The sequence below is a fragment of the Burkholderia sp. BCC0397 genome (genome assembly GCF_902832865.1).
Taxonomy (GTDB): Bacteria; Pseudomonadota; Gammaproteobacteria; order Burkholderiales; family Burkholderiaceae; genus Burkholderia.
On record NZ_CADFDL010000004.1, the window covers coordinates 84,866 to 109,418 of the forward strand.

At 67.4% G+C, this 24,553-nt stretch carries 24 protein-coding genes and 1 pseudogene; 11 read left to right on the plus strand and 14 right to left on the minus strand.

Annotation, left to right across the window (positions count from 1 at the left end; genetic code table 11):
- Positions 1-129 precede the first annotated feature (129 nt).
- From HWX03_RS36920 to HWX03_RS14490, 4 genes and pseudogenes are all read left to right on the plus strand, one after another.
- A pseudogene (locus HWX03_RS36920) lies at positions 130-2,220 on the plus strand (type I secretion system permease/ATPase); the annotation flags it as partial.
- The gene (locus HWX03_RS14480) at positions 2,217-3,467 is read left to right on the plus strand and encodes an HlyD family type I secretion periplasmic adaptor subunit (RefSeq protein WP_208456805.1); all 1,251 of its coding nucleotides are present in this window, start codon (positions 2,217-2,219) and stop codon (positions 3,465-3,467) included. The pseudogene HWX03_RS36920 and the gene HWX03_RS14480, both read left to right, overlap by 4 nt.
- Before the next feature lie 2 nt (positions 3,468-3,469).
- On the plus strand, positions 3,470-4,978 hold the full coding sequence (locus HWX03_RS14485) for a TolC family protein (protein ID WP_175871666.1): 1,509 nt from the start codon (positions 3,470-3,472) through the stop codon (positions 4,976-4,978).
- Between the two features lie 39 nt (positions 4,979-5,017).
- Entirely contained in the window at positions 5,018-5,941 is a 924-nt protein-coding gene (locus HWX03_RS14490; protein ID WP_175871667.1) for a hypothetical protein, read from the plus strand.
- Positions 5,942-5,995: 54 nt separating this feature from the next.
- Here HWX03_RS14490 and slmA read toward each other — a convergent pair whose 3' ends face one another.
- The 3 genes from slmA to argB are packed head-to-tail and all read right to left on the minus strand — an operon-like array spanning position 5,996 to position 8,315.
- A complete protein-coding gene (gene slmA, locus HWX03_RS14495; RefSeq protein ID WP_175871668.1) occupies positions 5,996-6,661 on the minus strand; it encodes a nucleoid occlusion factor SlmA in 666 nt (221 codons plus the stop codon).
- Positions 6,628-7,419, minus strand: a complete 792-nt coding sequence (locus tag HWX03_RS14500; RefSeq protein ID WP_175823003.1) for a pyrimidine 5'-nucleotidase — start codon at positions 7,417-7,419, stop codon at positions 6,628-6,630. Before HWX03_RS14500 ends, slmA begins: the two co-directional genes overlap by 34 nt.
- Positions 7,416-8,315 (minus strand): acetylglutamate kinase, encoded by a 900-nt coding sequence (argB, locus tag HWX03_RS14505; RefSeq protein ID WP_174390543.1) that lies wholly within the window; start codon positions 8,313-8,315, stop codon positions 7,416-7,418. Before argB ends, HWX03_RS14500 begins: the two co-directional genes overlap by 4 nt.
- Positions 8,316-8,609: 294 nt before the next feature.
- On the opposite strand from argB, the gene HWX03_RS14510 reads away from it, so the two are divergent.
- The 3 genes from HWX03_RS14510 (at position 8,610) to HWX03_RS14520 (ending at position 10,906) form a co-directional block, all read left to right on the plus strand.
- Entirely contained in the window at positions 8,610-8,834 is a 225-nt protein-coding gene (locus HWX03_RS14510; RefSeq protein WP_175871669.1) for a cysteine-rich CWC family protein, read from the plus strand.
- Positions 8,835-8,946: 112 nt separating this feature from the next.
- Positions 8,947-10,350: an ATP-binding protein gene (locus tag HWX03_RS14515; RefSeq protein WP_175823001.1), complete on the plus strand. Its 1,404-nt coding sequence runs from the start codon at positions 8,947-8,949 to the stop codon at positions 10,348-10,350.
- 13 nt (positions 10,351-10,363) lie between these two features.
- A complete protein-coding gene (locus HWX03_RS14520; RefSeq protein WP_011658200.1) occupies positions 10,364-10,906 on the plus strand; it encodes a response regulator transcription factor in 543 nt (180 codons plus the stop codon).
- A gap of 89 nt (positions 10,907-10,995) precedes the next feature.
- Here the strand turns inward: HWX03_RS14520 and hslU are convergent, their stop codons facing one another.
- The 8 genes from hslU to dapF form a co-directional block, all read right to left on the minus strand.
- Positions 10,996-12,339: an ATP-dependent protease ATPase subunit HslU gene (gene hslU / locus HWX03_RS14525; RefSeq protein ID WP_175871670.1), complete on the minus strand. Its 1,344-nt coding sequence runs from the start codon at positions 12,337-12,339 to the stop codon at positions 10,996-10,998.
- A 10-nt stretch (positions 12,340-12,349) separates the two neighbouring features.
- Positions 12,350-12,886, minus strand: a complete 537-nt coding sequence (hslV, locus tag HWX03_RS14530; RefSeq protein ID WP_047899301.1) for an ATP-dependent protease subunit HslV — start codon at positions 12,884-12,886, stop codon at positions 12,350-12,352.
- A 239-nt stretch (positions 12,887-13,125) separates the two neighbouring features.
- Positions 13,126-13,542: an RNA polymerase-binding protein DksA gene (dksA, locus tag HWX03_RS14535; RefSeq protein WP_006477498.1), complete on the minus strand. Its 417-nt coding sequence runs from the start codon at positions 13,540-13,542 to the stop codon at positions 13,126-13,128.
- A gap of 495 nt (positions 13,543-14,037) precedes the next feature.
- Positions 14,038-15,219: a GTP-binding protein gene (locus HWX03_RS14540; protein ID WP_175871991.1), complete on the minus strand. Its 1,182-nt coding sequence runs from the start codon at positions 15,217-15,219 to the stop codon at positions 14,038-14,040.
- Positions 15,220-15,313: 94 nt separating this feature from the next.
- Positions 15,314-16,528 (minus strand): class I SAM-dependent rRNA methyltransferase, encoded by a 1,215-nt coding sequence (locus tag HWX03_RS14545; RefSeq protein WP_175871671.1) that lies wholly within the window; start codon positions 16,526-16,528, stop codon positions 15,314-15,316.
- 76 nt (positions 16,529-16,604) lie between these two features.
- Positions 16,605-17,525 carry a tyrosine recombinase XerC gene (gene xerC, locus HWX03_RS14550; protein WP_175871672.1) on the minus strand — a complete coding sequence of 307 codons (921 nt, stop codon included), beginning with the start codon at positions 17,523-17,525 and terminating at the stop codon, positions 16,605-16,607.
- Positions 17,526-17,538: 13 nt separating this feature from the next.
- A complete protein-coding gene (locus HWX03_RS14555; RefSeq protein ID WP_175871673.1) occupies positions 17,539-18,264 on the minus strand; it encodes a DUF484 family protein in 726 nt (241 codons plus the stop codon).
- A 37-nt stretch (positions 18,265-18,301) separates the two neighbouring features.
- Positions 18,302-19,171, minus strand: coding sequence for a diaminopimelate epimerase (dapF, locus tag HWX03_RS14560; protein ID WP_175871674.1), 870 nt, complete (start codon positions 19,169-19,171; stop codon positions 18,302-18,304).
- 411 nt (positions 19,172-19,582) lie between these two features.
- On the opposite strand from dapF, the gene HWX03_RS14565 reads away from it, so the two are divergent.
- A complete protein-coding gene (locus HWX03_RS14565; protein WP_175871675.1) occupies positions 19,583-19,861 on the plus strand; it encodes a type II toxin-antitoxin system RelE/ParE family toxin in 279 nt (92 codons plus the stop codon).
- Positions 19,862-19,874: 13 nt separating this feature from the next.
- On the plus strand, positions 19,875-20,177 hold the full coding sequence (locus HWX03_RS14570; protein ID WP_175871676.1) for a HigA family addiction module antitoxin: 303 nt from the start codon (positions 19,875-19,877) through the stop codon (positions 20,175-20,177).
- Positions 20,178-20,207: 30 nt separating this feature from the next.
- Here HWX03_RS14570 and lpxL read toward each other — a convergent pair whose 3' ends face one another.
- Complete coding sequence (gene lpxL, locus HWX03_RS14575; RefSeq protein WP_175871677.1) at positions 20,208-21,092, minus strand: lauroyl acyltransferase LpxL; 885 nt, start codon at positions 21,090-21,092, stop codon at positions 20,208-20,210.
- A gap of 265 nt (positions 21,093-21,357) precedes the next feature.
- Here lpxL and metK point away from each other — a divergent pair, with 265 nt between their 5' ends.
- Positions 21,358-22,545 (plus strand): methionine adenosyltransferase, encoded by a 1,188-nt coding sequence (gene metK, locus HWX03_RS14580; protein WP_050017940.1) that lies wholly within the window; start codon positions 21,358-21,360, stop codon positions 22,543-22,545.
- Positions 22,546-22,655: 110 nt separating this feature from the next.
- Here metK and HWX03_RS14585 read toward each other — a convergent pair whose 3' ends face one another.
- Entirely contained in the window at positions 22,656-22,997 is a 342-nt protein-coding gene (locus tag HWX03_RS14585; protein ID WP_174434858.1) for a hypothetical protein, read from the minus strand.
- A gap of 352 nt (positions 22,998-23,349) precedes the next feature.
- On the opposite strand from HWX03_RS14585, the gene HWX03_RS14590 reads away from it, so the two are divergent.
- Positions 23,350-24,123 (plus strand): phytanoyl-CoA dioxygenase family protein, encoded by a 774-nt coding sequence (locus HWX03_RS14590; protein ID WP_175822991.1) that lies wholly within the window; start codon positions 23,350-23,352, stop codon positions 24,121-24,123.
- 148 nt (positions 24,124-24,271) lie between these two features.
- Here HWX03_RS14590 and HWX03_RS14595 read toward each other — a convergent pair whose 3' ends face one another.
- Complete coding sequence (locus tag HWX03_RS14595) at positions 24,272-24,478, minus strand: DUF3185 family protein (protein ID WP_175822990.1); 207 nt, start codon at positions 24,476-24,478, stop codon at positions 24,272-24,274.
- Between the last annotated feature and the right edge of the window lie 75 nt (positions 24,479-24,553).

The window sequence follows — 24,553 nt, forward strand, 5'->3', positions numbered from 1 at the left end:
AAATCGTCGGGCCTGATCGGCGAGGATGGCAAGTCGGTCGCCGCGGTGACGTACGACAAGAACGCGGACGGTACGCCGAACTACAAGTCGGTGAAGCTGGCAGGCGCAGGCGGCACGACGCTGTCGAACGTGCCCGAGCATTTGCTGCCGGTCGTGCTGTTGCGTCGTAACGGCAGCGCGTGCGTACTGCTTGGCTGGCGCATCGACGATGCGACGGAGCGTGACGCGCGGATCCGGTTTCGCGTCGTGCTGCCCGAGCTCGGCGAGGCGCCGGTCGAATGCACGGAAGCGGAATTGAGCGAGACCTACTCCGGCTACGCGCTGCTCGTGAAGCCGGCGGCGAAGGTCGACGCGCGTCCCGACGACCTGCCGACCGAACCGGCCGGCCACTGGCTGCTGCGGACGCTGTGGCGCTATCGCAGCTACTACGCGAGCGCGGCGCTCGGTGCGTTTCTGATCAACGTGCTGGGTCTCGCCAGCGTGTTCTTCACGATGAACGTCTACGATCGCGTCGTCCCGAACCAGGCGTACGTGACGCTCTGGTCACTCGCGATCGGCGTCGTGCTCGCGATGCTGATGGAGGCGGTGTCGCGGCATGTGCGCGCTCATGTGCTGGACACCGCCGGCAAGAAGGCCGATCTGGTGCTGGGCAGCCTGCTGTTCCGGCAGGCGCTGGCGATCCGGATGGAGCGCCGGCCGGCGTCGGCCGGGTCGTTCGCGCACCGGCTGCGCGAGTTCGAATCGGTGCGGGATTTCGCGACATCGGCGACGCTGTCGGCGATCTCCGATCTGCCGTTCGTGTTCCTGTTCGTCGCGGTGGTGTTTGCGGTCGGCGGCCCGCTCGGCTGGATTCCGCTGTTGATGATCCCGCTGATCGTCGGGCTCGGCACGATCGTGCAGTGGCCGCTCGCGCGTGCGATGCGCGAAAACCTGCGCGAAGCGTCGCTCAAGCAGGGCGTGCTGATCGAGTCGGTCGACGGGCTCGAGACGCTGAAGGCCGTGGGCGGCGAAGGCGCGATGCGGCATCGCTGGGACGCGTTCAGTGCGAAGACGGCGGCTGCATCGATGCAGTCGCGTCAGCTCTCCAGCATGGCGACCAGTTGTGTCGCGTTCCTGCAGCAGATGCAGACGGTGGTGATCGTGATCTTCGGCGTGTACCTGATCGGCGAGGGCAAGCTCACGCAGGGCGCGCTGATCGGCTCGGTGATGCTGGCGGGCCGCGTGACGGCGCCGCTCGGCCAAGTCATGGGGCTCGCGCTCCGTTTTCAGCAGGCCAGGACCGCCATGCATTCGCTCAACGAACTGATGGCGATGCCGGTCGAGCATGAGCCGGGCCAGGATTATCTGGCGCAGCCGCCGCTCAGCGGCCATGTGAAGCTCGACGGCGTGTCGTTCGCCTATCCGTCGGCTGGCCTGCAGCAAAATGCGCCCGCGCTGGACAACGTGTCGGTGGAGATCCGGCCGGGCGAACGCGTCGCGATACTCGGCCGGGTCGGCAGCGGGAAATCGACGCTGCTGCGCTTGATCGCACGGCTTTATCAGCCGACGGAGGGCAAGCTGCTCGCCGACGGGCTCGATGCCGCGCAGATCGCGCCGGCCGACTGGCGTCGCACATTCGGCTACGTCGGCCAGGACAGCCGGCTGTTTTACGGTTCGCTGCGCGAGAACGTAACGATTGGCCATCCCGACGTGCCGGCTGCGGAACTGCTGCGCGTGCTGCAACTGACGGGGCTTGACGCGCTGGTCGCCCGGCATCCGCTGGGCGTGAACCTGCAGGTTGGCGAAAACGGCCGCGACCTGTCGGGCGGCCAGCGCCAGCTCGTCGCGTTGGCGCGCACCCTGATCGGGCGTCCGCGCACGCTGCTGCTCGACGAGCCGACGAGCGCGATGGACACGCAGACGGAATCGCTCTTCATCGAGCATCTGAAGCAGGCGAGCGCCGGCCAGACGCTGATCGTCGTCACGCACCGCACCTCGTTGCTGACGCTGGTCGACCGGATCGTGATCGTCGATCAGGGCAAGGTCGTGATGGACGGGGAAAAGGCGCATGTGCTGGCAGCGCTGTCCGGGCAGCCCGAGTCAACCGAGCGTCACGCGTCGTCAGGGCCGCAGCGAAGCCGCGCGACGACAGTACGGGTGGTCGAGCGGGGCGTCGGACCGGGCGCGCCGCCCGCGGATTCCGCGCAGGCCGTGGCGTCGTCGGCGGCGGAGGCATCGTGATGCAGCGCATGCGATCGATGCTGAGCCGCAAGCCGGCGCCGCGCCTGCGCGCGGGCGACGTCGCCTACATGAGCGACATTCGCGAGGCGCTGCTCGTGCGCTCGTCCGCCGGTGCGCAGGCGATTCTGTACGTGGTTGCCGTGGTGCTGGTCGTCGCGCTCGTTTGGGCGCACTTCGCGCGCGTCGAGGAGGTCACGCGCAGCGATGCGACAGTCGTGTCGCCGAGCCGCGAGCAATGGATCCAGAGCCTCGAGGGTGGGATCGTCCAGTCCGTGGCGGTGCGCGAGGGCGAGGTCGTCGAAAAGGGGCAATTACTCGCGAAAATCGATCCGGCGCGCGCGCAATCGAGCTATCGCGAAGTGTTGACCAAGGCGCTGGAACTGAAGGCGAACGTGTCGCGTGCGCGCGCCGAGGCTTATGGGGCACCGCTGGCTTTTCCGGAGGACGTGACGCGTGAACCGGGCCTCGTCGCGCAGGCGACCGCGACCTACCGTGCCCGCCGCCAGGCGCTCGACGAGCAGGTTGCCGCATTGCGGCAGAGCCAGGCGCTGGTGCGGCGCGAGATTGCGATGGCGGAGCCGCTTGCGGCGAAAGGGCTGATCTCGGAAGTCGAGATCCTGCGCATGCGGCGGCAGGCGACGGACCTCGACGCACAAATCGCCGAGCGCCGGAGCCGCTTCACCGCGGATGCCAGTACCGAGTTGTCGCGGCTCGAGCAGGAGCTTGCGCAAACGAACGAGGTGCTGGCTGGGCGCGCGGACGTGCTGGCGCGCACCGATGTCGTCGCGCCGATGCGCGGCGTGGTGAAGAACATCCGCATCCGCACGGCGGGCGGCGTGGTGCAGTCGGGCGAACACATCATGGAAATCGCGCCCCTCGACGGCCGGGTATTGGTCGAAGCGCGGATCAAGCCGTCCGACGTCGCGTTCCTGCGGCCGGGGTTGCCGGTGCTCGTGAAGCTGAGCGCATACGACTTCTCGATCTACGGCGGGCTGCAGGGGCGCGTCGTCAGCCTCGGTCCGGATACGTTGAAGGACGATCAGAAGGCGGCGATGGGGCGTCCCGACGCGAACTACTACCGGCTCATGGTCGAGACGGATGCAGACGCGCTGGTCGCGGCCGGCAGGCGTTTGCCGGTATTGCCGGGCATGCAGGCAACCGTCGATATCCGCACGGGGGAGAAGACAGTGCTCGATTACCTGCTCAAGCCGATCTTCAAGGCCCGCGAGGCCTTCAGGGAGCGGTGAGCATGAGCGGATTTCGAGTTTTTCGCGCGCGCGTCGATGCGGGTGAAGGTCGTGCGGCGCTGCGTGTTGCCGCATCGGCAGTGCTGCTCGCGCTGTCGATGTGGCAGCCGGCCGGGGCCGCGCACGCCGCCAATGTCGTGTCGCCGCGTATTGCGGCGCCGGTGTCGGCGTCGGTAGTTGGTAAGGTAGTTGAGGCGGCTGGGGCGAGCGCGGCATCCACCGGCGCGAAGGGGGGCGCGGATGCTTCCGGGCCAACGCAGGACGACGCAGTATCCGACTCCGCCCCCGCATCCACGCTGACGGAGCGCGAGTTGCGGCGAATGCTGTATGTCGCGGCTGAAGCGGCGGTCGACGTCAGTCCGCAGGTGCGACGCCTGTACGCGGAGTATCAGGCCGCGCAGGCGGACGTCGATCAGGCGAAGGGCGCGCGTTGGCCGCAATTGCAGTTGAGCGGTCAGACGCGTGCCGCGCAGTTCGGCGCCAACGCCGGCAGTGCCTACGATCCGGGCAACGCGCTGGGCGTGAACTTGACGACGACGCTGTACGACTGGGGACGCACGTCGAAGACGATCGGTAGCCGGCAGGATCTCGCGAGTGCGGGCCAGGAGCGCTACGTCGCGCAGATGGAAGACTCCGCCTACCAGGTCGCGGCCACGCTCGTCGAGCTCTCGAAACAGCGCAACATCGCAACGCTGAGTCAGCGCTTCGTCGACCGGATGGCGCGCCTCGTGCGGATGCTCGAGGAAATCGTCGCGGTCGATCGCGGTCGCGGCAGCGAGTTGACGCAGGCGAAGGCCCGTTTGTTGCAGGCCGAGGCGAGTCGCGACACGGCGCTCGCGAAATGCCGGACCGCCGAGCTGAATCTTCGCAAGCTGGTGGGCGAGCGGCCGGTGCCGATTCCGATGGAATCGCATTGGCCGCTGCATCCCGGCAATCTCGACCGGCTGATGTCCGCGCTCGACGAGAATCCGCGACTGCAGCAAGCGCGCGCCGAGGCCAGTGCGGCCGAACTGAACCGTGATGCGGTGCGGGCGGCGTCCAGGCCGCAGTTGAACTGGGTCGTCAGTACGAATACCGGACATGACGCCATCGGGCGCCGGATGCCGTGGCAGACGATGCTCACGCTGACGTGGAACGCATTCACGGGCGGTGCCGCCACGGCGGCGACGGACGCGGCTACGTTCCGCGCATCGGCGAACTGGCGTCAGGTCGAGCAGATGCGTCTGGATCTGGAATACCAGGTGCGTAGTGCCGAGGAGGATGCGCATGCGTTCGGCGAGCGCGCGGATCAGTATCGCGACCTGTCGGTGGAGTCGGCGCGTGTGCGCAGCGCGTTCTTCGACCAGTGGTATCACCTCGGGCGCCGCTCGTTGCTCGACGTGCTGATTGCGGAAAACGACGATTACAACAATCGCGTCAACGAAGTGGCGTACCGCTTCGACAGCTATGCCGCGACGCTGCGCGGCTACGCCTCGGCCGGTATGTTCATGCAATGGCTGCGTGGGGGATGACGCGTCGGGTCCGGCGCGGGTCGGACAGCGAGGGAAATCATGAATCCTGGATCGATCGAGAACTGGTTTGCGGTGCCTCCGCCGAGGGCGGCTTCCTATCTGCCCGCACCCTACGGTGTTCGGCGCGACGTCACGGATCGCTTCGCGCGTCTGTCCGTGGGGGCGGTCTACCTGTCGGCCGGGGTGACTGTTGCCGCCGATGCGCGCGCGGCCGATTTCGGGCACGACAATCTTGCCTGGAGCTGCAAGCCGCCGCCGCGCGGTCGCGGCCGTGCCGTATCGGCAGCAGTCGGCGGCGTATTGCTCGGCGCGGCGTTGACGGCGCTGTTCGGCGCAATGCTGGTGAACTACGAGGCGGGCTTCGGCTACACGGTGCGGGGAAGTGTGTCTGCGGGGAGCGCGACATCTGCGTCGGCTAGTGCTGTAGCCCCCGAGGCGGCTGCGGCGCCGCGTCCAACGGCGGCTCAGGCTCAGGCTCAGGCTCAGGCTCAGGCTCAGGCTCAGGCTCAGGCTCAGGCTCAGGCTCAGGCTCAGGCTCAGGCTCAGGCTCAGGCACCAGCACCAGCACCAGCACCAGCACCAGCGCCGGTTTCCACGTCGCCCCATCAGACGCGCGACACGGATGCGCACACAACAGCGCCCGCGTTGCTGCCAATACCGGCCAAGCCCGCCGACATGGCACGCATGCGCGGCCGTGAACGGGAAACCGGACGACCCGTAGCCGCAAGGGCCACGTTGCATCGCGTATTGGCGAAGTCTCGACCGGCAGCGCAGGCAGTGCCGCCGATATCAGGCGCCCACGACCAATGCGGCGCCGACTGGCCATGCGGCGACACCCTGCGATCGTGGCAGGTCGAGCTGAAGCGTTGGGAAGCCCGCAAGCCGCTACCGGCGCCGGACGAGAGCGATAGGGTAGAGACGCCGGTTCGTCTGACCGAGCACCCGCGCGTGACGGAGTGGTAATACGCGCAACGTCAGTGGGTGAAAGGCCCTTCGGCCGCAACCCGGGTCACGTGTTCACTGCAGGATCAGCCGAAGATGCGCATCGGCCTGCTCGCCGGGCGGTTTCTGGAATCCGCCCTTTGCGAACCGATGCCACCGGCCGATCACGTAGCTGACGAGCAGGCTGGCCCGCGCGGCGGGATCATAGTCGGCCGGCAGCACGAACGGCGTCGCGCCGTCCTGCGGCGAATTCGCCTCGGTGCGCGCGACCCGCAGGCATTGCTTGACGGTCGCCTCGATCCGGTCGAGCAACTGGTTCACGCGCTCGGTCAGCCGCTCGTCCTCGCCAACCAGCGCCTCGCCGGTCAGCACGCGCGTCATTCCCGGGTTTTTCGCGGCGAAATTGAGCATCGTCAACGCGATCGTGCGTGCCTGCAGCACGCCGTTCGGCTCTTTCGCGACGATCTGGTTGACGAGGCCGAACAGCGCCTGCTCGATGAACTCGATCAGCCCTTCGTACATCTTCGCCTTGCTGGCGAAGTGCCGGTACAGCGCGGCTTCCGACACGTCGAGCCGCGCCGCGAGCGCGGCGGTCGTGATTTTCTCGGGTTTTGGCACCTCGAGCATCGCCGCGAGCATCTGCAGGATCATGACGCGGCGCTCGCCCGGCTTCGGGCGCGGGCGGGAGGGTGTGGCCTGGCTTTCCGTTACGGCTTGGTCCTGCGGGTAAGTCGGCTGCATTTTTGTCGCCCCGATCGTGTGCCCAGTCGGAGCGATTTTAACGAACGAATGCGCTGGTCGACATAATGAGGGCGTCCGGTTGCCGGCAGATGGCCGGGCAGATGGCCGGTAATCCATACCGTGCCGATGCCCAGACGCTTGTAGCGCTTCAGGTGGCCGCGCGTATCTTCGACGAGGATTGCGTCGGACAGCCGCGCATGCGCGGCGCGCAACGCCCGGCGCAGCATCGTGTGATCGGGCTTCGCGCGCCACGTGCGGCGGTCGCGCATGTGCTCGATCGCGATCACGCGCTCGAACAGGCGCTCGATGCCCAGCTCGCGCAGCACCACGCGCGCATAGTTTTCCGGCGCGTTGGTCAGGATCAGCTTGCGGCCCGGCAGCGCGGCGACGATGCGCGCGAGGCCGCGCTCGGCGCGCACCATCGCGGGCAGGTCGGAAAACGTGTGGACCACGCGCAGGAAGTCGTGCGGGTCGATCGGATGATGGCGCGTGAGGCCGAGCAGCGCGGCGCCGTAGCGCTCGGTGTAGCCGTTGCGCAGGCGGTCGGCTTCGGCGCGCCCGACCTGCAGCGCGTCGATGATGTATTGCGTCATCGCCCGGTCGATCTCGGGAAAGATCGCGTGCGATGCGTGGTGAAGCGTGTTGTCGAGATCGAATAGCCAGACGGGGGCGCCGGCGCGCGGCCGGCTGCGGGAGATGCGCCGGCGTCGCAGCGACGCCGGCAGATCGGAGCCCGCTGGCGGGCGGCGCGTGCTCAATGCGAGCGGATCATCGTGCCGAACGGCTGCTCGGTCAGGATTTCGAGCAGCACCGAGTGCTCGATCCGGCCGTCGACGATGTGCACCGACTTCACGCCGCTTTTCGCGGCGTCGAGCGCCGACGAGATCTTCGGCAGCATGCCGCCGGAGATCGTGCCGTCCTCGAACAGCGCGTCGATCTCGCGTGCGGACAGATCGGTCAGCAGGTTGCCGTCCTTGTCCATCACGCCCGGGATGTTGGTCATCATCAGCAGCTTCTCGGCGTTCAGCACGGTGGCGAGCTTGCCCGCGACGAGGTCCGCGTTGATGTTGTACGACAGGCCGTCCTGGCCGAGGCCGATCGGGGAGATCACCGGGATGAACGCGTCGTCCTGCAGCGCCTTCACGACCGCCGGGTTGATCGTCTCGACTTCGCCGACCTGGCCGATGTCGATGTACTGGCCCGGGTTGTCGCGGTCCGGCATCAGCAGCTTGCGCGCGTGGATCAGGCCGCCGTCCTTGCCCGTCAGGCCCACCGCGTGGCCGCCGAAGTGGTTGATCAGCATCACGATGTCCTGCTGCACTTCGCCGCCCAGCACCCATTCGACGACTTCCATCGTCTCTTCGTCGGTGACGCGCATGCCCTGGATGAAGGTGCCGGCCTTGCCGATCTTCTTCAGCGCGTGATCGATCTGCGGACCGCCGCCGTGGACGATCACCGGATTGATGCCGACCAGTTTCAGCAGGATCACGTCGCGCGCGAAGCCCTGCTTGAGCCGCTCTTCCGTCATCGCGTTGCCGCCGTATTTGATCACCACGGTCTTGCCGTGGTAGCGGCGGATGTACGGCAGTGCCTCGGCGAGGATTTCTGCTTTCAGCGTCGGGGCGATCTGCGAGAGGTCGATGGGCTCGGACATGGCGGCGGCTCTGGCTGGGAACGGTTGAAACAGGGCGAATTGTACAGGAGTGGCGCAGCGCAGCATCGGGTTTTTGGGTCGGCCGGACGGCCGCTCGCGCGGGGCTGGCACCACGCGCCGCGGCCCGCCGGCTATGGCGCCGGGGCCGGTGGCTGCGGTGCGGACGGGGCGACGCCCAGCGCGTGCGGCGGTTGTCGGGGGACGCATCGGCCGGACGGCCGACGTGCAAAATCCGTTCGCCGCGCTATGCTTGTCGCGTAGGGTGACTTTCATGCCCGTTTCCGCGTTTCCGCCATGACCGATTCCGCCGCCGACGCCCGTTCGAAGCCGCACCGCGCGCGCTGTCCGCGCTGCGGGCGCGGCTTCGACTGCGGCGCGCGTACGGAGCCGTTCGACTGCTGGTGCGCGTCGATGCCGGTCCCGCCCGGCGGCGCGCCGCCCGCGGCCGGCGCGCGCTGTTGCTGCCCCGAGTGCCTCGCCGCCGAGATCGCGCAGCGCATGGCCGGTGCGGCCGGCTGATGGCGCAGGCGGGTGCTACTGGATGCCGCGCCGGCCCGCACGGCGGTCCGTTCGCCCGTCCCGATCCGGCCCCCGGTAGAGGCGCCGGGCGCTAAACGGGTAAACTGCTCGGATGCAACGAATCACCACCACCGGGCGCGTCAACCTCAGTCACCTGTTCTGGCTGCGCAATCTCGCGATCATCGGCCAGCTCGTGACGATCGGCGTCGTGCAGACCTATTTCGGCGTGCATCTGCCGCTGCCGGCGATGCTGATGGTCATCGCGCTCGAAATCGTTTTCAACGCGCTGACCTGGGTGCGCGTGCTCCGCGCGCGGCCCGAGACCAATTTCGAGCTGCTCGGCCAGCTGTGGGTCGACCTCGGTGCGCTGTCGGCGCTGCTGTTCCTGTCGGGCGGCACGACCAACCCGTTCGTGTCGCTGTACCTGCCGTCGCTCGCGATCGCGGCGGCCGTGCTGCCGTGGCACCTGATGATCTGGCTCGCGGCGTTCGCGGTTGCCTGCTACGCGGCGCTCGGCTTCGATTCGGTGCCGCTCAACATGGATAACCCGGCGAACCTGTTCGACTACTACCGCACCGGGATGTGGGCGAACTTCATGGTCAGCGTCGGGCTGATTGCGTGGTTCGTCGCGCGCATGTCGAACGCGCTGCGCCAGCGCGACGCGGCGCTCGGCGAAGCGCAGGCGCACCTGCTGCGCGACGAGCGGGCGGTCGCGCTCGGCGTGCAGGCCGCCACCGTCGCACACGAGATGGGCACGCCGCTGTCGACGATCGCGATGCTTGCCGAGGAGTTGCGCGACGCGGCGCGCGCCGATCCGGGGCTCGCGCGCTACGAGGCCGACCTGAAGGTGCTCGAGGAACAGATGACGCTCTGCACGTCGGCGCTCGCGCGCCTGCGCAGCCGCGCGAGCGCGCCGGCGAGCCGCCAGCCGGTGGACGACTGGCTCGACACGTTCGTCGAGCACTGGCGCCTGCGGCACCCGCACGTGCAGTTCGACCTGCTCGGCGCGCGCCCGTCGGGCGTCGCGCTCGACGACACGGTCGCGGCCGGCCAGATTCTCACGATCCTGCTCGACAACGCCGCGCGCGCGAGCCCGCACCGCGTGACGCTGGCCGCGAAGCTCGCGCACAACGAGCGGGCGGCCGACCAGATCGAATTCGAAGTATGCGACGACGGCCCCGGCATTCCGGCCGCGTTGCGCGAATCGCTCGGCGCGATGCCGGTCGACAGCACGCAGGGCGGGCACGGGGTCGGCCTGTACCTGGCGTTCAGCGCGGCCGTGCGCCTCGGCGGCGAGATCGAGCTGTCCGATGTCGTGCGGCGCACGGCGGGCGGCAACGGGCGCGCCGGCGGCGCGAATGGCCACGCCGCTGCCGCGGCGGGCCAGCGCGCGACCGAACGAGCGGCAGCCACGCCGGACAGCCGCCCGGCCGGCGCCCCCGGCCGCGGCACGCGCGCCGTGCTGCGCCTGCCGGTGGCGCGCATCACGGCGCCGGCTGCCTCAACCAACACGTAGACGGAGAAACCACATGAGCGAGAACAATTTCCTGGTGATCGACGACAACGAGGTGTTCGCGGGTACGCTCGCGCGCGGCCTCGAGCGCCGCGGTTACGCGGTCCAGCAGGCGCACGACAAGGAGGCGGCGCTGCGGCTCGCGGCCGGCGGCAAGTTCCAGTTCATCACCGTCGACCTGCATCTCGGCGAGGATTCGGGGCTGAGCCTGATCGCGCCGCTGTGCGACCTGCAGCCCGACGCGCGGATTCTCGTGCTGACCGGCTACGCGAGCATCGCGACCGCCGTGCAGGCCGTGAAGGAAGGCGCCGACAACTATCTCGCGAAGCCGGCGAACATCGAGTCGATCCTGGCTGCGCTGCAGACCAACGCGAGCGAAGTGCAGGCCGATGAAGCACTCGAGAATCCGGTCGTGCTGTCGGTCGACCGGCTCGAATGGGAACACATCCAGCGCGTGCTCGCGGAAAACAACAACAACATCTCGGCCACCGCGCGCGCGCTGAACATGCACCGCCGCACGCTGCAGCGCAAGCTCGCGAAGAAGCCGGTACGGCAGTAAGCGGCGCGGCGGCATCGGCCGGCCGCACCAACGAAAACGGGCGGCCCCCGACGAAGGGGCCGCCCGTTTTTCATCCGACGCCGCGCGCGTTACAGCACGTAGCGCGACAGGTCTTCGTCCTGCGCCACTTCGCCGAGCGCGCGGTCGACATACTTCGCGTCGATCGTCACGCGCTCGCCGGCGTGGTTGCCGGCCGAGAACGACACTTCCTCGAGCAGCTTCTCGATCACCGTGTACAGCCGGCGCGCACCGATGTTCTCGGTTTTCTCGTTGACCGCGAACGCGATCTCGGCGAGGCGCCGGATACCGTCGTCGGCGAATTCGAGCTGCACGTCCTCGGTCGCGAGCAGTGCCTGGTATTGCTTCACGAGGCTCGCGTCGGTCGAATCGAGGATCGCCTCGAAGTCTTCGACCGACAGCGAATCGAGCTCGACGCGGATCGGGAAGCGGCCCTGCAACTCGGGAATCAGGTCGCTCGGCTTCGCGAGGTGGAATGCGCCGCTCGCGATGAACAGGACGTGATCGGTCTTCACCATCCCGTACTTCGTGTTGACCGTCGTGCCTTCGACGAGCGGCAGCAGGTCGCGCTGCACGCCCTGGCGCGACACTTCGCCGCCGCTGCCTTCGTTGTTGCGCGACGTGATCTTGTCGATCTCGTCGAGGAACACGATGCCGTTCTGCTCGACGTTCTGCACGGCCTTCGTCTTCACTTCCTCGTCGTTGAGCATCTTGGCCGCTTCCTCGTCGGTCAGCAGCTTCAGCGCTTCCTTGATCTTCACCTTGCGGCGCTGCTTCTTGCCGCTGCCGAGGTTCGAGAACATCGAGCGGATCTGCTCGGTCATCTCTTCCATCCCGGGCGGCGCCATGATGTCCATGCCGACCGACGGCTGCTCGAGGTCGAGCTCGACTTCCTTGTCGTCGAGCTGGCCTTCGCGCAGGCGCTTGCGGAAGGTCTGGCGCGTCGCGTTGTTGTCGTCGTTCGCGTGATCGGCATTGCCGCCGAAGCCCACCGCGCGCGGTTGCGGCAGCAGGATGTCGAGGATGCGGTCTTCCGCCTGGTCGGTCGCCTTGCTGCGGACCTTGCGCATTTCGGATTCGCGCGTCTGCTTCACCGAGATCTCGATCAGGTCGCGCACGATGCTGTCGACGTCGCGGCCGACGTAGCCGACTTCGGTGAACTTGGTCGCTTCGATCTTGATGAACGGCGCGTCGGCGAGCTTCGCGAGGCGGCGCGCGATTTCGGTCTTGCCGACGCCCGTCGGCCCGATCATCAGGATGTTCTTCGGCGTGATTTCCTGGCGCAGCGGGTCGGCGACCTGCTGGCGGCGCCAGCGGTTGCGCAGCGCGACCGCGACGGCCTTCTTCGCCTTGGCCTGGCCGATGATGTGCTTGTCGAGTTCCGAGACGATCTCGGCAGGGGTCATGGTGCTCATGGGGCGGTCCTTACTCGATCGTTTCGATGATGCGGTTGTGGTTCGTGTAGATGCACATGTCGCCGGCGATGCCGAGCGACTTCTCGACGATCTCGCGCGGCGACAGCTCGGTGTTCTCGACGAGCGCGCGGGCCGCGGCCTGCGCGTACGCGCCGCCCGAGCCGATCGCGCAGATGCCGCCTTCCGGGTCGAGCACGTCGCCGTTGCCGGTGATCACGAGCGTGGTGGTCGCATCGGCCGTGATCAGCATCGCCTCGAGGCGGCGCAGCATCCGGTCGGTGCGCCAGTCCTTCGCGAGCTCGACGGCCGCGCGGGTGAGGTTGCCCTGGTGCTTCTCGAGCTTCGCCTCGAAGCGGTCGAGGAGCGAGAACGCATCGGCGGTGCCGCCCGCGAATCCGACCAGAACCTGGTTGTTGTAGATCCGCCGCACTTTCCGCGCGCCACCCTTCATGACGATGTTGCCGAGGGTTACCTGGCCGTCGCCGCCGAGCGCGACCTGGTCGCCGCGTCGGACCGAAACGATGGTCGTGCCGTGAAATTGCTCCATCTGCGTTCCTTGAGAAAAACGGGGAAGAGTCGGGCGGCGCGAGGCGCCGCCGCGTGAATCCGCAGTGCGCCGGGAAGCGGCCCGGCGCGCGTCCGTTTCATTTTAGGGCGGGCGCCGGGATATCAAGAGGGGAAGGCAAATCGGCCGGCGGGCCGGGAACCGGTGCCGGAAAAACAAAAAGCGCGCGGCAGGCCGCGCGCTTCCGGGAAGCAGCGTGTCTGAGCGGAATTGCCGCTCGATCAGTCGCCGAACAGCTTCTGGCGCAACTCGCGGCGCTCCTGCGCCTCGAGCGACAGCGTGGCGGTCGGACGCGCGAGCAGGCGCGGAATGCCGATCGGTTCGCCGGTTTCCTCACACCAGCCGTAGTCGCCGGAATCGATGCGGGCGAGCGACTGCTGAACCTTCTTGAGGAGCTTGCGTTCGCGATCACGCGTGCGCAGCTCGAGCGCGTGCTCTTCCTCGATCGTCGCGCGGTCGGCGGGATCGGGGACGATCACCGTCTCGCGCAGGTTCTCGGTCGTCTGGCCTGCATTCTTGAGGATGTCCGCCTGCAACTGTTCGAGCCGATTTTTGAAGAAGGCGAGCTGATCCTCATTCATGTAATCCTTGTCGCTCATCTTCAGGATTTCGGCTTCGGTCAAGAGTTTCTTCGTCATCTGCTTGCTTCTTCAATGTGCGGCAAATCAAGAGATAGTGCCTGCACTTTGGGATTACCCGCAACCGCCCTTGCAATCATTTGCGATTTGCCGCCGCGGGGCCGAAAGCCTCTGGAAAACCGGTTCTCAAATACCAGGATAGGCCTGGCGCGGATTTGCGCGCGCTGCGAACCGGTGTGCTGCGCGGCAGATCGCATCGGCCGCGGCCGGGAGGCGGATGGGCGATCCGGCGCGGTTGCGATGCCCGGAAAACTGGTTCAGCAAGAACCGGGCCTGTTTGTTGCCGTACTCCAGCGGGCACGTATTGTAACTGAATCGCAAGCGGGCGCCGTATCGGGTCGATCCCCGTCGGTCGCGCCGATATCTAGAAAATATAACGCGCAAATCGCGAAAAAGCGATGACGGCGAAACCCTGCCCGTAAAAGGCGTCGCGCGGCCGCCGCAGCCGCCTGCGAAGGCGGCCGGGCAGCGGGGGCGGCAGGCGCCCGCCGCGGGTCAGGCGAGGCAGGCGTCGAGGCCGTCGGTGATCAGGTCCTGCGGCAGGTCGACGCCGATGAACACCATCTTGTTGGTCTTCTTCTCGACCGGCAGCCACTTCGCGGCGAGATCGCTGCCCATCATCTGGTGCACGCCCTGGAACACGACCTTGCGGTCGACGCCCTTCATGTACAGCACGCCCTTGTAGCGCAGCATCCGCTCGCCGTAGATCTGCAGGATGCCGCCGAGGAAGTCTTCCAGCTTGTTCGGGTCGAACGGGCGGTCGTTGCGGTACACGAACGACTTGATCTTGTCGTCGTGGTGCGCGTGGTGGTGATTGTGGTGGCCGTGGTCGTGATCGTGCGCGCATTGGCCGTGATCGTGGTCGCAACCGGCGTGATCGTGCGCATGGTCGTGATCGTGATCGTGGTGGTCGTGCGCGTGATCGTCCTCGGCGAGGAAATCGGGATCGATCTCGAGCTTCGCGTTCAGGTTGAAGCCGCGCAGATCGAAGATTTCCTTGATGTCCGCTTCGCCGAAATTCACGACCTTGATCGCGGCCTTCGGGTTCATGTGCATCAGGCGATGCTTGAGGCCGGCGACGGTCTGGTCGTCGACCAGGTCCGACTTCGTGATGAACAGGCGGTCGGCGAAACCGACCTGGCGCTGCACCACCTCGTGTTCGTCGAGCTGCGCGTTCGCGTGCTTCGCGTCGACCAGCGTGATGACCGCGTCGAGCAGGAAATCGTCGGCGATTTCGCTGTCGATGAAGAAGGTCTGCGCGACGGGGCCCGGGTTCGCGAGGCCGGTCGTCTCGATCACGATGCGGTCGAAATCGAGCTTGCCTTCGCGCTTCTTCGCGGCCAGATCGCCGAGCGCGCGGGCGAGGTCGCCGCGGATCGTGCAGCAGATGCAGCCGTTGCTCATCTGGATGATCTGCTCGTTCGAATCCTGCACGAGGATTTCGTTGTCGATGTTCTCTTCGCCGAACTCGTTCTCGATCACGGCGATCTTCATGCCGTGCTGTTCGTTCAGGATGCGCTTGAGCAGCGTCGTCTTGCCGCTGCCGAGGAAGCCGGTGAGGATGGTGACGGGAGTGGCCATGTCGGTCGCCTGTGGTTCGTGAATCGGGGTCAAAACCAGGATGTGCGTCGCGCCCGCGCTTTGCCAGCCGGGGCGCACAACCATCCATTGAAACATACCTGTCAAGCCCTCGCCCGTCGTCCGGACGACAGGCGAAAGCGCTGTGCCGCCAACGGGGGCGGGCACGGTTGTCCGCGCTAGATCGGGGCGATCAGACGATTTGCAACAGCAGGCCCTTCAGATATTCGCCTTCCGGGAACGCGGCGAGCAGCGGGTGATCGACGCCCGCGCCGAGCCGCTTCAGGATGCGCGCGTCGACCTTCGCGTCGGCGGCCGCGCCGGCGACGATCTTCTGGAACAGGTCCATGTCGATCGCGCCCGAGCACGAATACGTGAACAGCAGGCCGCCCGGACGGAGCAGCTTGAAGCCGCTCAGGTTGATGTCCTTGTACGCGCGTGCCGCGCGGTCGACGCTGTCGCGGGTCGGCGCGAACTTCGGCGGATCGAGCACGATCAGGTCGAAGCGCTCGCCTTCGTCGACGAGGCGGCGCAGCGTCTTGAACGCATCGGCGTCGAGCCAGGTCGCGCGCTCCGCGTCGAAGCCGTTGGCCACGACGTTCTGCTGCGCGAGCGCGAGCGCGTCGCCCGACGAGTCGATCGACACGACGCGTTTCGCGCCGCCCTTGAGCGCCGCGAGCGAGAAGCCGCCGGTGTAGCAGAAGCAGTTCAGCACGTCGCGGTCGGCCGCGTACTGCGCGACGAGCGCGCGGTTGTCGCGCTGGTCGACGTAGAAGCCCGTCTTGTGGCCGTTCGGCACGTCGACGTGATACCGCACGCCGTTTTCGTTCGCGATCAGCGTCGCGGGCGGCGCGTCGCCGGCCAGCACGCCGGTCGTCTGTTCGAGCCCTTCCTTGTCGCGGATCGACACGTCCGAGCGCTCATACACGTTCGGGCAGCCGGTCGCGCCGGTGAGCGCCGCGACGATCGCGTCCTTCCACGCTTCGACGCCCGCGGCCATGAACTGGCACACGAGCTGGCCGCGCGGCGCCGCGCCGGCTTCGGCGGTATCGGCGACGTAGTAGTCGACGATCAGCCCCGGCAGCCCGTCGGCTTCGCCGAACACGAGCCGCACCGCACCCGTGCCCGACACCATCGTCGTGCGGTGCGCGACCGCGCGCTGCACGCGGCGCTTGAAGAACGCGTGATCGATCGGCTCGTTTTCGTCGAAGCTCCACACCCGCACGCGGATCTGCGACTGCGGGCTGTACGCGCCGCGCGCGAGGAAGCGGCCGTCGTGCGCGCGCACGAGCACGGTCGCGCCGGGCGCGGGCTTGCCGTCGACGCGGTCGATCGCATTGGCGTAGATCCACGGATGGCGGCGCAGCAGCGATTTTTCCTTGGACGGCTTGAGGGTGACGGTTTGCATGATGAGATCGAAAGGGGCCGCGCGCGACGCCGGCCGGTGCCGGCCGCCGCGCGCGGCGGGTAACACGGGACGCGCGTCAGTCGCGCTTCTTCGCGCGCGGATGCGCGCTGTCGTAAATCTTCGCGAGATGCTGGAAGTCGAGCGACGTATAGACCTGCGTCGCGGCGACGCTCGCGTGGCCGAGCAGTTCCTGCACCGCGCGCAGGTCGCCGCTCGACTGCAGCACGTGCGTCGCGAACGAGTGGCGCAGCACGTGCGGGTGGACGTTGGCGGGGATGCCGGCGGCGAGCGCCGCGCGCTTCACGCGGTCGCGCACGACGCCCGGTGACATCCGGTTGCCGCGCACCGACACGAACAGCGGATGCGGATCGTGCTTGACGAATTCGCCGCGCACCGCGAGCCACGCGTTCAGCGCGTCGATCGCCTTGCGGCCGACCGGCACCTTGCGCTCCTTGTTGCCCTTGCCGCGCACGGTGACCTCGGCTTCGGCGAGATCGAGCCAGCCGGTCGAACGGTAGCCGTCGGCCTGCGTGTACCTGACGTCGAGCCCGACCAGTTCGGCGAGGCGCAGCCCCGACGAATAGAACAGCTCGAGGATCGCGTGGTCGCGGATGCCTTCGGTCGTGTCGGGCAGCGGCGTATCCATGAGTGCGACCGCGTCGTCGACCGACAGCGCTTTGGGCAGCGATTTCTCGCGTTTGGGCGCGCGTACCCCGGCGACGGGATTCGCGGGCATCTCGACGCGCTGCGCGAACCAGCGATAGAACGCACGCCATGCGGAAAGCCGGTGCGAGATCGAGCGCGCGGACAGTCCGGCCGCGTGCGCGCGCACGACCGCGCCGCGCATGTCGGCGGCGGTCAATGCTTCGAGCGGCCGGCCGGCCGCGAGCTTCTTCAGTTCGTCGAGTTCGTGCGTGTACGCGCGCAGCGTGTGTTCCGACAGCTGCCTGACGTGCTTCAGGTTCGACAGGTAGGCGGCGATCGGATCGTCGGTCATCGCGGGCGGCGGATCAATGCGGCAGCAGGCGCGTGAGCGCCGCGCTCGCGAGCGTCGCGATCTGCGCGAGGAAGTCGGTGGCCATCCCGTCGTGGAAGCGGCGCGGATCGGGCGAACCGAGGACCAGCAGGCCGAACGCGGGCGCGTCGCTGCCGGCGAGCGGCGCGCGCAGTGCGAGCAGCGCGACCGACGCGGCCGAGCCGTCGCCGGCCGGCGCGGCTTCGGCGCCTTCCGCCGCGCTCGCGGCCGGGGAGGCGAGCGCGGGTGCGAGCCACTGGGCGGCCTCGAAGCCCGTGTTCGCGCCGCAGTACGGCGTCGACAGGCCGTTCGTGAACAGGCGCACTTCCTCGCCGACCTGGCGGGCGAAGTCGGCTTGCGCGTAGGTGTCGGCCACGTCCCACACGCGCAGCGCCGTCTGCGGCACGTCGAACACGTCGGCGATGCCGTCGGCGATCGTGCGCGGCAGCGCGTACGGATCGCGTTCCGCGATCACGCGCGCGGTCCAGCGGCTGAATTTCGCGGACAGGCTGTCGTTCTCGTGGCCGTAGCGTACGAGCTCGGCGAGCCGGCGTTCGAGATGCTTGTTCTTGTCGCGCAGCATCTCCATCTGCCGCTCCTGCAGCGAGATCGCGGCCTTGCCGTGCGGGTTCGCGAGACGGATCGTCGCGAGCAGTTCGGCGTGCTGCGCGAAGAATTCGGGATTGGCGAGCAGGTAGTCGGCGACTTCGCGATCGTTCATGTGGCTGGAGCGTTCAGTTATCAAGGACGTTGCAGGGTCAGGCGGTCAGGTCGATCTCGCCTTCGAACACGGTCGTGGCGGGGCCGGCCATCATCAGCGAGGCGGCTTCGTCGCGCGCGCCGTCCCAGTTGATCGTCAGCGTGCCGCCGTGGGTGTGCACGGTCACGGGCGAATCGAGCAGGCCGCGCCGGATGCCGGCCGCGACCGCCGCGCATGCGCCGGTGCCGCACGCGAGCGTCTCGCCCGCGCCGCGTTCGTACACGCGCAGCTTCACTTCGTGGCGCGACACGATCTGCATGAAGCCGGCGTTCACGCGCTGCGGGAAGCGCGCATGGCGCTCGATCAGCGGGCCTTCTTCCAGCACCGGATACGCCTCGGCGTCGTCGACGACCTGCACCGCGTGCGGGTTGCCCATCGATACCGTCGAGATCCAGCGCGTCTGGCCGCCGACGTCGAGCGGCCACAGCGTGTCGTTGCCGTCGGTCCGGCCGTCAAGGCCCGAAGCATCGAACGGCACTTGCGCCGGCGCGAACACGGGCGCGCCCATGTCGACGACGACTTCGCCGTTGTCCTGCAGCGTCAGCGTGATCAGGCCCTTCATGACCTGTACGCGCACGCTGCGCTTGCCGGTCAGGCCGCGGTCGCTGACGAATTTCACGAAACAGCGTGCGCCGTTGCCGCAGTGCTCGACCTCGCCGCCGTCGCAATTGAAGATCCGGTACTTGAAATCCGCGCCGTCGACGGTCGGTTTCTCGACCAGCAGCAACTGGTCGGCACCGATGCCGAAGTGGCGGTTGGCGAGGGCGCGCACCTGCGCTTCGGTGAGCGGCGGCAGCGCGCGCGAATAGCCGTCGAGCACGACGAAGTCGTTGCCCGCGCCGTGCATCTTGGTGAACGAGAGTTTCACTGGGTCCGGAATTCCATGGCGAACAAGGCGGTCGGCACGACACGGGCGGCCGGCGGCCATGCCGGGGCGGCCTCGTTCGTCGTGCTGATCTCAACCGCAAATGATACATGCAGCCGACAGGGGCGTCCTGCGCGGGCGGGGTTTCGGGTCGCCCCTTGCGGGCCGGGCGGGCGGCATATGTCGATGGGTCGACTGGTCAGGTGCGTGGCGAGCAGACAAATTGGCGTGGTGTAGCGCGTGCAACGGAGGCGGGACTGGCGATGCGTGCCCGAACACACGACGAAGGTATGAGGCGACCCGGACGAACGTTTTCGTACTGGTCAGATTGACGAGGAAATCAAGTGATTCGTATAGTTTGGCTATACACATCCGGGCCATGCTGTCGACGTCGCGCTCGAGTGTGGGAGGTCCATGATCAAGTCGTGGGTACACAAGGGACTGGAAGCGTTTTTCGTCACCGGGAGCAAGGCGGGCATTCGGCCCGATCATGCGCCCAAGCTGCGGCGCATGCTGGCGCGTCTCGATGTCGCAGGCACGCCGCACGACATGAATGTGCCCGGCTGGCGTTTTCACGGCCTCGCCGGCGGGCTGGACGGATATTACGCAGTCGGCGTCAACGGCAACTGGCGGCTGACATTCCGATTCGAGGGCCGCGACGTCGTTCTGGTCGATTACCAGGACTACCACTAAGGTGATTCAAGCGATGACCCGCATCTTCAATCCGCCCCATCCGGGCGAAACGCTGCGCGACGACGTGCTGCCGGCGCTCGGTCTGACCGTCACCGAGGCCGCGTCGCAGCTCGGCGTGACACGTGCCGCGCTGTCGCGGATCCTGCACGGCCATGCCGGCATCTCGCCGGAAATGGCCTTGCGGCTCGAAGCGTGGCTCGGCGAGGAAAACGGCGGAAGGGCCGATCTGTGGCTCGCGCAGCAGTCGGCCCACGATCTCTGGCAGGCGCGCGCGAAGGGCGCGCCGAAGGTGACGAGAGTGCGGGTGCGCGCGTGACGGCGCACCCGCGAACGTCCCGCGGCAGGGTCAGTACAGGCTCGGCTCGCCGGGCGGGCGCGTCTTGAAGCGCTTGTGCACCCAGTAATACTGCTCGGGCATCAGCGGAATCTGTTCCTCGAGGAATTCGTTCATCCGCCGCGCGTCGAGATCGTCGTCGCCGGTCGGGTAGTGATCCCACGGCTTGAATACCTTCAGACGGTAGCCCTTGTAGTTCGGCAGCACCTCGCCGATGAACGGCACGACCTGCGCGCGGCCCGTCTTCGCGAGCCGGCCGACGGCCGTCAGCGTACAGGCCGGCACGCCGAAGAACGGGACGAACGTCGAATTGCGCAGCCCGTAGTCCATGTCGGCGCCGAGCATCACCGGCTTGCGGTCGCGCAGCCAGCGCAGCACGACGCGCGCGCTGTCCGCGCGGCCGACCATCTCGGCATCGAAGCGCCCGCGCGCCTTCTTCGCCTCTTCCTCGAGCACGGCATTCGAGAACGGCTGGTACAGCGACCCGCAGCGGCGCTGCAGTGAGCGGTTCAGCCAGATCGAGCCGGCCTCGATGCCGACGAAATGCAGGCCGAGGAACAGCGTCGGGGGCAGGTTCGGATCGGTGAGATCGACCGCGCTGTCGACCTGGATCAGTTTCGCGAGCTTTTTCTCCGAGCCGAACCACTGCACGCTGCGCTCGACGTAGCTGCGGATCGCATGGCGGAAATGCTGGCCGGCCACTTCCTCGCGCCGCTCGTCGCTCCAGTCCGGGAAGCAGAGTTTCAGATTCGTATGTACGATGCGCTTTCGCCGGCTGGGGATCTGATACAGCAGCCAGCCGAGGCCATCGCCGAACCGTGCGGTCAGACCGTACGGCAGCAGGGCGAGCAGCTTCAGCAAGCCGATGGCGAGGTGCGTGCCGAGGCGGCCTAGCATGCGGAATCTCCGTAGGGCCGGCTGGCCGGCACGTTGCGAACAGGATGGTAAGACGGCGGAAGATGCAGCACGGGCGGCGCTCTGTGACAATTCAGGAAAGCCGCTATAATACGGGCTTCGCCGAGTTAACTGACAACTTGCGGGGCGAAGCCGGCTGGCGCGACACACGCTGCCCGGTCCTGGTAATCCGCTAAAGCGTCGCCGCTTCAGGCCCAACGAAGCTGGCTACGTGAAACCAACCGTAACCACACAGGAGCCTGAAAAAGTGGCAAACGATTATCTCTTCACGTCCGAATCCGTCTCCGAAGGCCATCCGGACAAAGTCGCGGACCAAATCTCGGACGCGATTCTCGACGCCATCCTCGAGCAGGACAAATACTCCCGCGTTGCGGCCGAAACGCTGTGCAACACGGGTCTCGTCGTGCTCGCCGGTGAAATCACCACGACGGCCAACATCGATTACATCCAGATCGCGCGCGATACGATCAAGCGCATCGGCTACGACAACACCGACTACGGCATCGACTACAAGGGTTGCGCGGTGCTCGTCGCGTACGACAAGCAGTCGCCGGACATCGCGCAGGGCGTCGATCGTGCACACGACGACAACCTCGATCAAGGCGCGGGCGACCAGGGCCTGATGTTCGGCTATGCGTGCGACGAAACGCCGGAACTGATGCCGCTGCCGATCTACCTGTCGCACCGCCTCGTCGAGCGCCAGGCCAGCCTGCGCCGCGACGGGCGCCTGCAATGGCTGCGTCCGGACGCGAAGTCGCAGGTCACCGTCCGCTACGTCGACGGCAAGCCCGATTCGATCGACACCGTCGTGCTGTCGACGCAGCACGCACCGGACATCGAGCTGCCCGCGCTGCGCGAAGCCGTGATCGAGGAAATCATCAAGCCGACGCTGCCGGCCGACCTGATCAAGGGCGACATCAAGTTCCTCGTGAACCCGACCGGCCGGTTCGTGATCGGCGGCCCGCAGGGCGATTGCGGCCTGACCGGCCGCAAGATCATCGTCGACACGTACGGCGGTGCTGCACCGCACGGCGGCGGCGCGTTCTCGGGCAAGGATCCGTCGAAGGTCGACCGTTCGGCTGCGTATGCCGGCCGCTACGTCGCGAAGAACATCGTCGCGGCCGGCCTCGCGTCGCGCGCGCTGATCCAGGTGTCGTACGCGATCGGCGTGGCCGAGCCGACCTCGGTGATGGTCAACACGTTCGGCACGGGCCGCGTGTCGGATGCGGTGATCACGAAGCTCGTGCGCGAGCATTTCGACCTGCGTCCGAAGGGCATCATCAAGATGCTCGACCTGCTGCGCCCGATCTACGAGAAGACCGCGGCTTACGGCCACTTCGGCCGCGAAGAGCCGGAATTCTCGTGGGAAGCGACCGACAAGGCGCTCGTGCTGGCCGAAGCGGCCGGCGTGGAGCCGACGGCACGCGTCGCGTAAGCGTCGTTCGCCTGAAATGAAAAACCCCGGCCAAGCCGGGGTTTTTTTATGGATTTCGATCGCCGAAGCAAGGGCGGCGATAGGTGCGGGCAATGCCCGCCGGCGCCTGATCAGCGCGCGCCGAACCCGAACCAGCCGTTGCTCGCCGCGAGGCGGCGCGGGCGGTTGATACGGCGCTGCGGGCCGAGCGTGCGGCGCAGCGCGAGCGCGCGCAGCGACGACGGCTTCTGTAGCAGCGAGCGCAGCCCAGCGCGGCGTGCGAACGCCTGCGCGCTCATCATCGAGAAAAACGCGTGGAACCACGCACGGATGCCGTCCAGCCGGCTGTGCGTGTGCGTACGTTCGGCCAGCGCCTGCGTGCGTGCGCGGTGATGGCGCAGCGAGCGGGCAGGAGCGGACGGCACGACGCGCTTCGCAGCGCGGTTGAAACGGGAAGTCAGACGGAATGGCATGTGAACGATGCTTCGCTTGTATGGGTGGCGCCCTGGAGAGCGCACTGGTATGAACGGCCTCGGATGGCGCAACGGATCTTACCGAAACCCGCTGCGCGCCGCGCCCGCCAGAATTGACAGGCCGCGTCAGGCTACAGGGGATTCGTGACGGGCAAAAGTCGCGATAAACCCTTGTGCCGCAAGGCGTGTGCCGCATACCGCCTGTCGCTGAGGCAGGTGCCGCGCCGCACAGTTCCCTTGAGCTGGATCAAATCCGCGATTGGCATGCCCCTGCGCACGACAATGGTGCTGTTCGCGGTATCCGACGCCGATTTACAATCGTCACATTCACACAATAAACGTCTGGCATCCCATGTCGTCTCCATTGCAGTCGGAATCGATCCGCGCGCAAGTCGCGGAATTGCGCGAGCGCGGCTTCGTCGTCGCGCGCGGCCTCGTCGGCGAAGCGCAGTGCGCGGCGCTCAGGCAGATCGCGGAGCGCCAGTTGCGGGAGGCCGCCGAGCCGATCGAGTTCGAGGCCGACCTGCGCTACCCGGGCGCGCCCGAGTCGAAGCATGCGCCGGGCGGGCATACGGTGCGACGGCTGCTCGATGCGTACTCGCGCGATCCGGCGTTTGCCGAGCGCGCGATCGCGCCTGAAATCGGCGCGTGGATGCGCGAGTATTTCGGGGAGGAGCCCGTGCTGTCACGCGCGCATCACAACTGCATGATGACGAAGCACCCGGCGTACGGCAGCCTGACCGGCTGGCATCGCGATTTCCGCTACTGGGCGTTCGAGCGCTCGGACATGGTGTCGGTGTGGCTCGCGCTCGGGCCGGAAACCAACGAGAACGGCGCGCTGTGGCTCGTGCCGGGTTCGCATACGGCCGAATTCGGGCCGGAAGCGTTCGACGACGCGAAGTTCTTCCGCGGCGATCTGCCGGAGAACCGCAGGATGATCGACGCGGCCACGTGCCCGTCGCTGCAGACGGGCGACGTCGTGTTCTTCCACAGCAACACGCTGCATTCGGCCGGGCAGAACCGTTCCGACCAGGTGAAGTTCTCGCTCGTGTACACGTATCACGGCGCAAGCAACCGGCCGGTGCCCGGCACGCGCTCGGCGTCGAAGCCGGAAGTGCAGTTCTAGGCGCGGATCGGCGGCGCGGCGAGGCCGCGATGCTCAGACGATGCGGCGCATCGCGGGCGAATGAAGCAACGGGCGGCCTGGCCGCCCGTTTCATTTGATGCGGCCCGTGCGCTGACGCGGGTCGTGCGGGCGTAGCGATGCGTCGCGATCAGCGCTTGCTGCCCGGCATCGCGAGGCCGATCAGGCCGGCGAACGACGCGACGGCGCCGCCGACGATCAGCAGGATCGTCTTCGTCGCGGGCGAGCCGGTGAAGAGGCGCGACACGTTGTCGTTGATCGAATGGAACGACTGGCCGCCGAAATACAGCAGCACGATGCCGCCGACGAGCAGTGCAACCGAGATGACCCGGGACATACCAACCTCGCTGAAACGGTGATTCGAGACGCCGCAGTGTAGGCGACGGCCGCGGTCGCGTCCATCGCCGTGCCG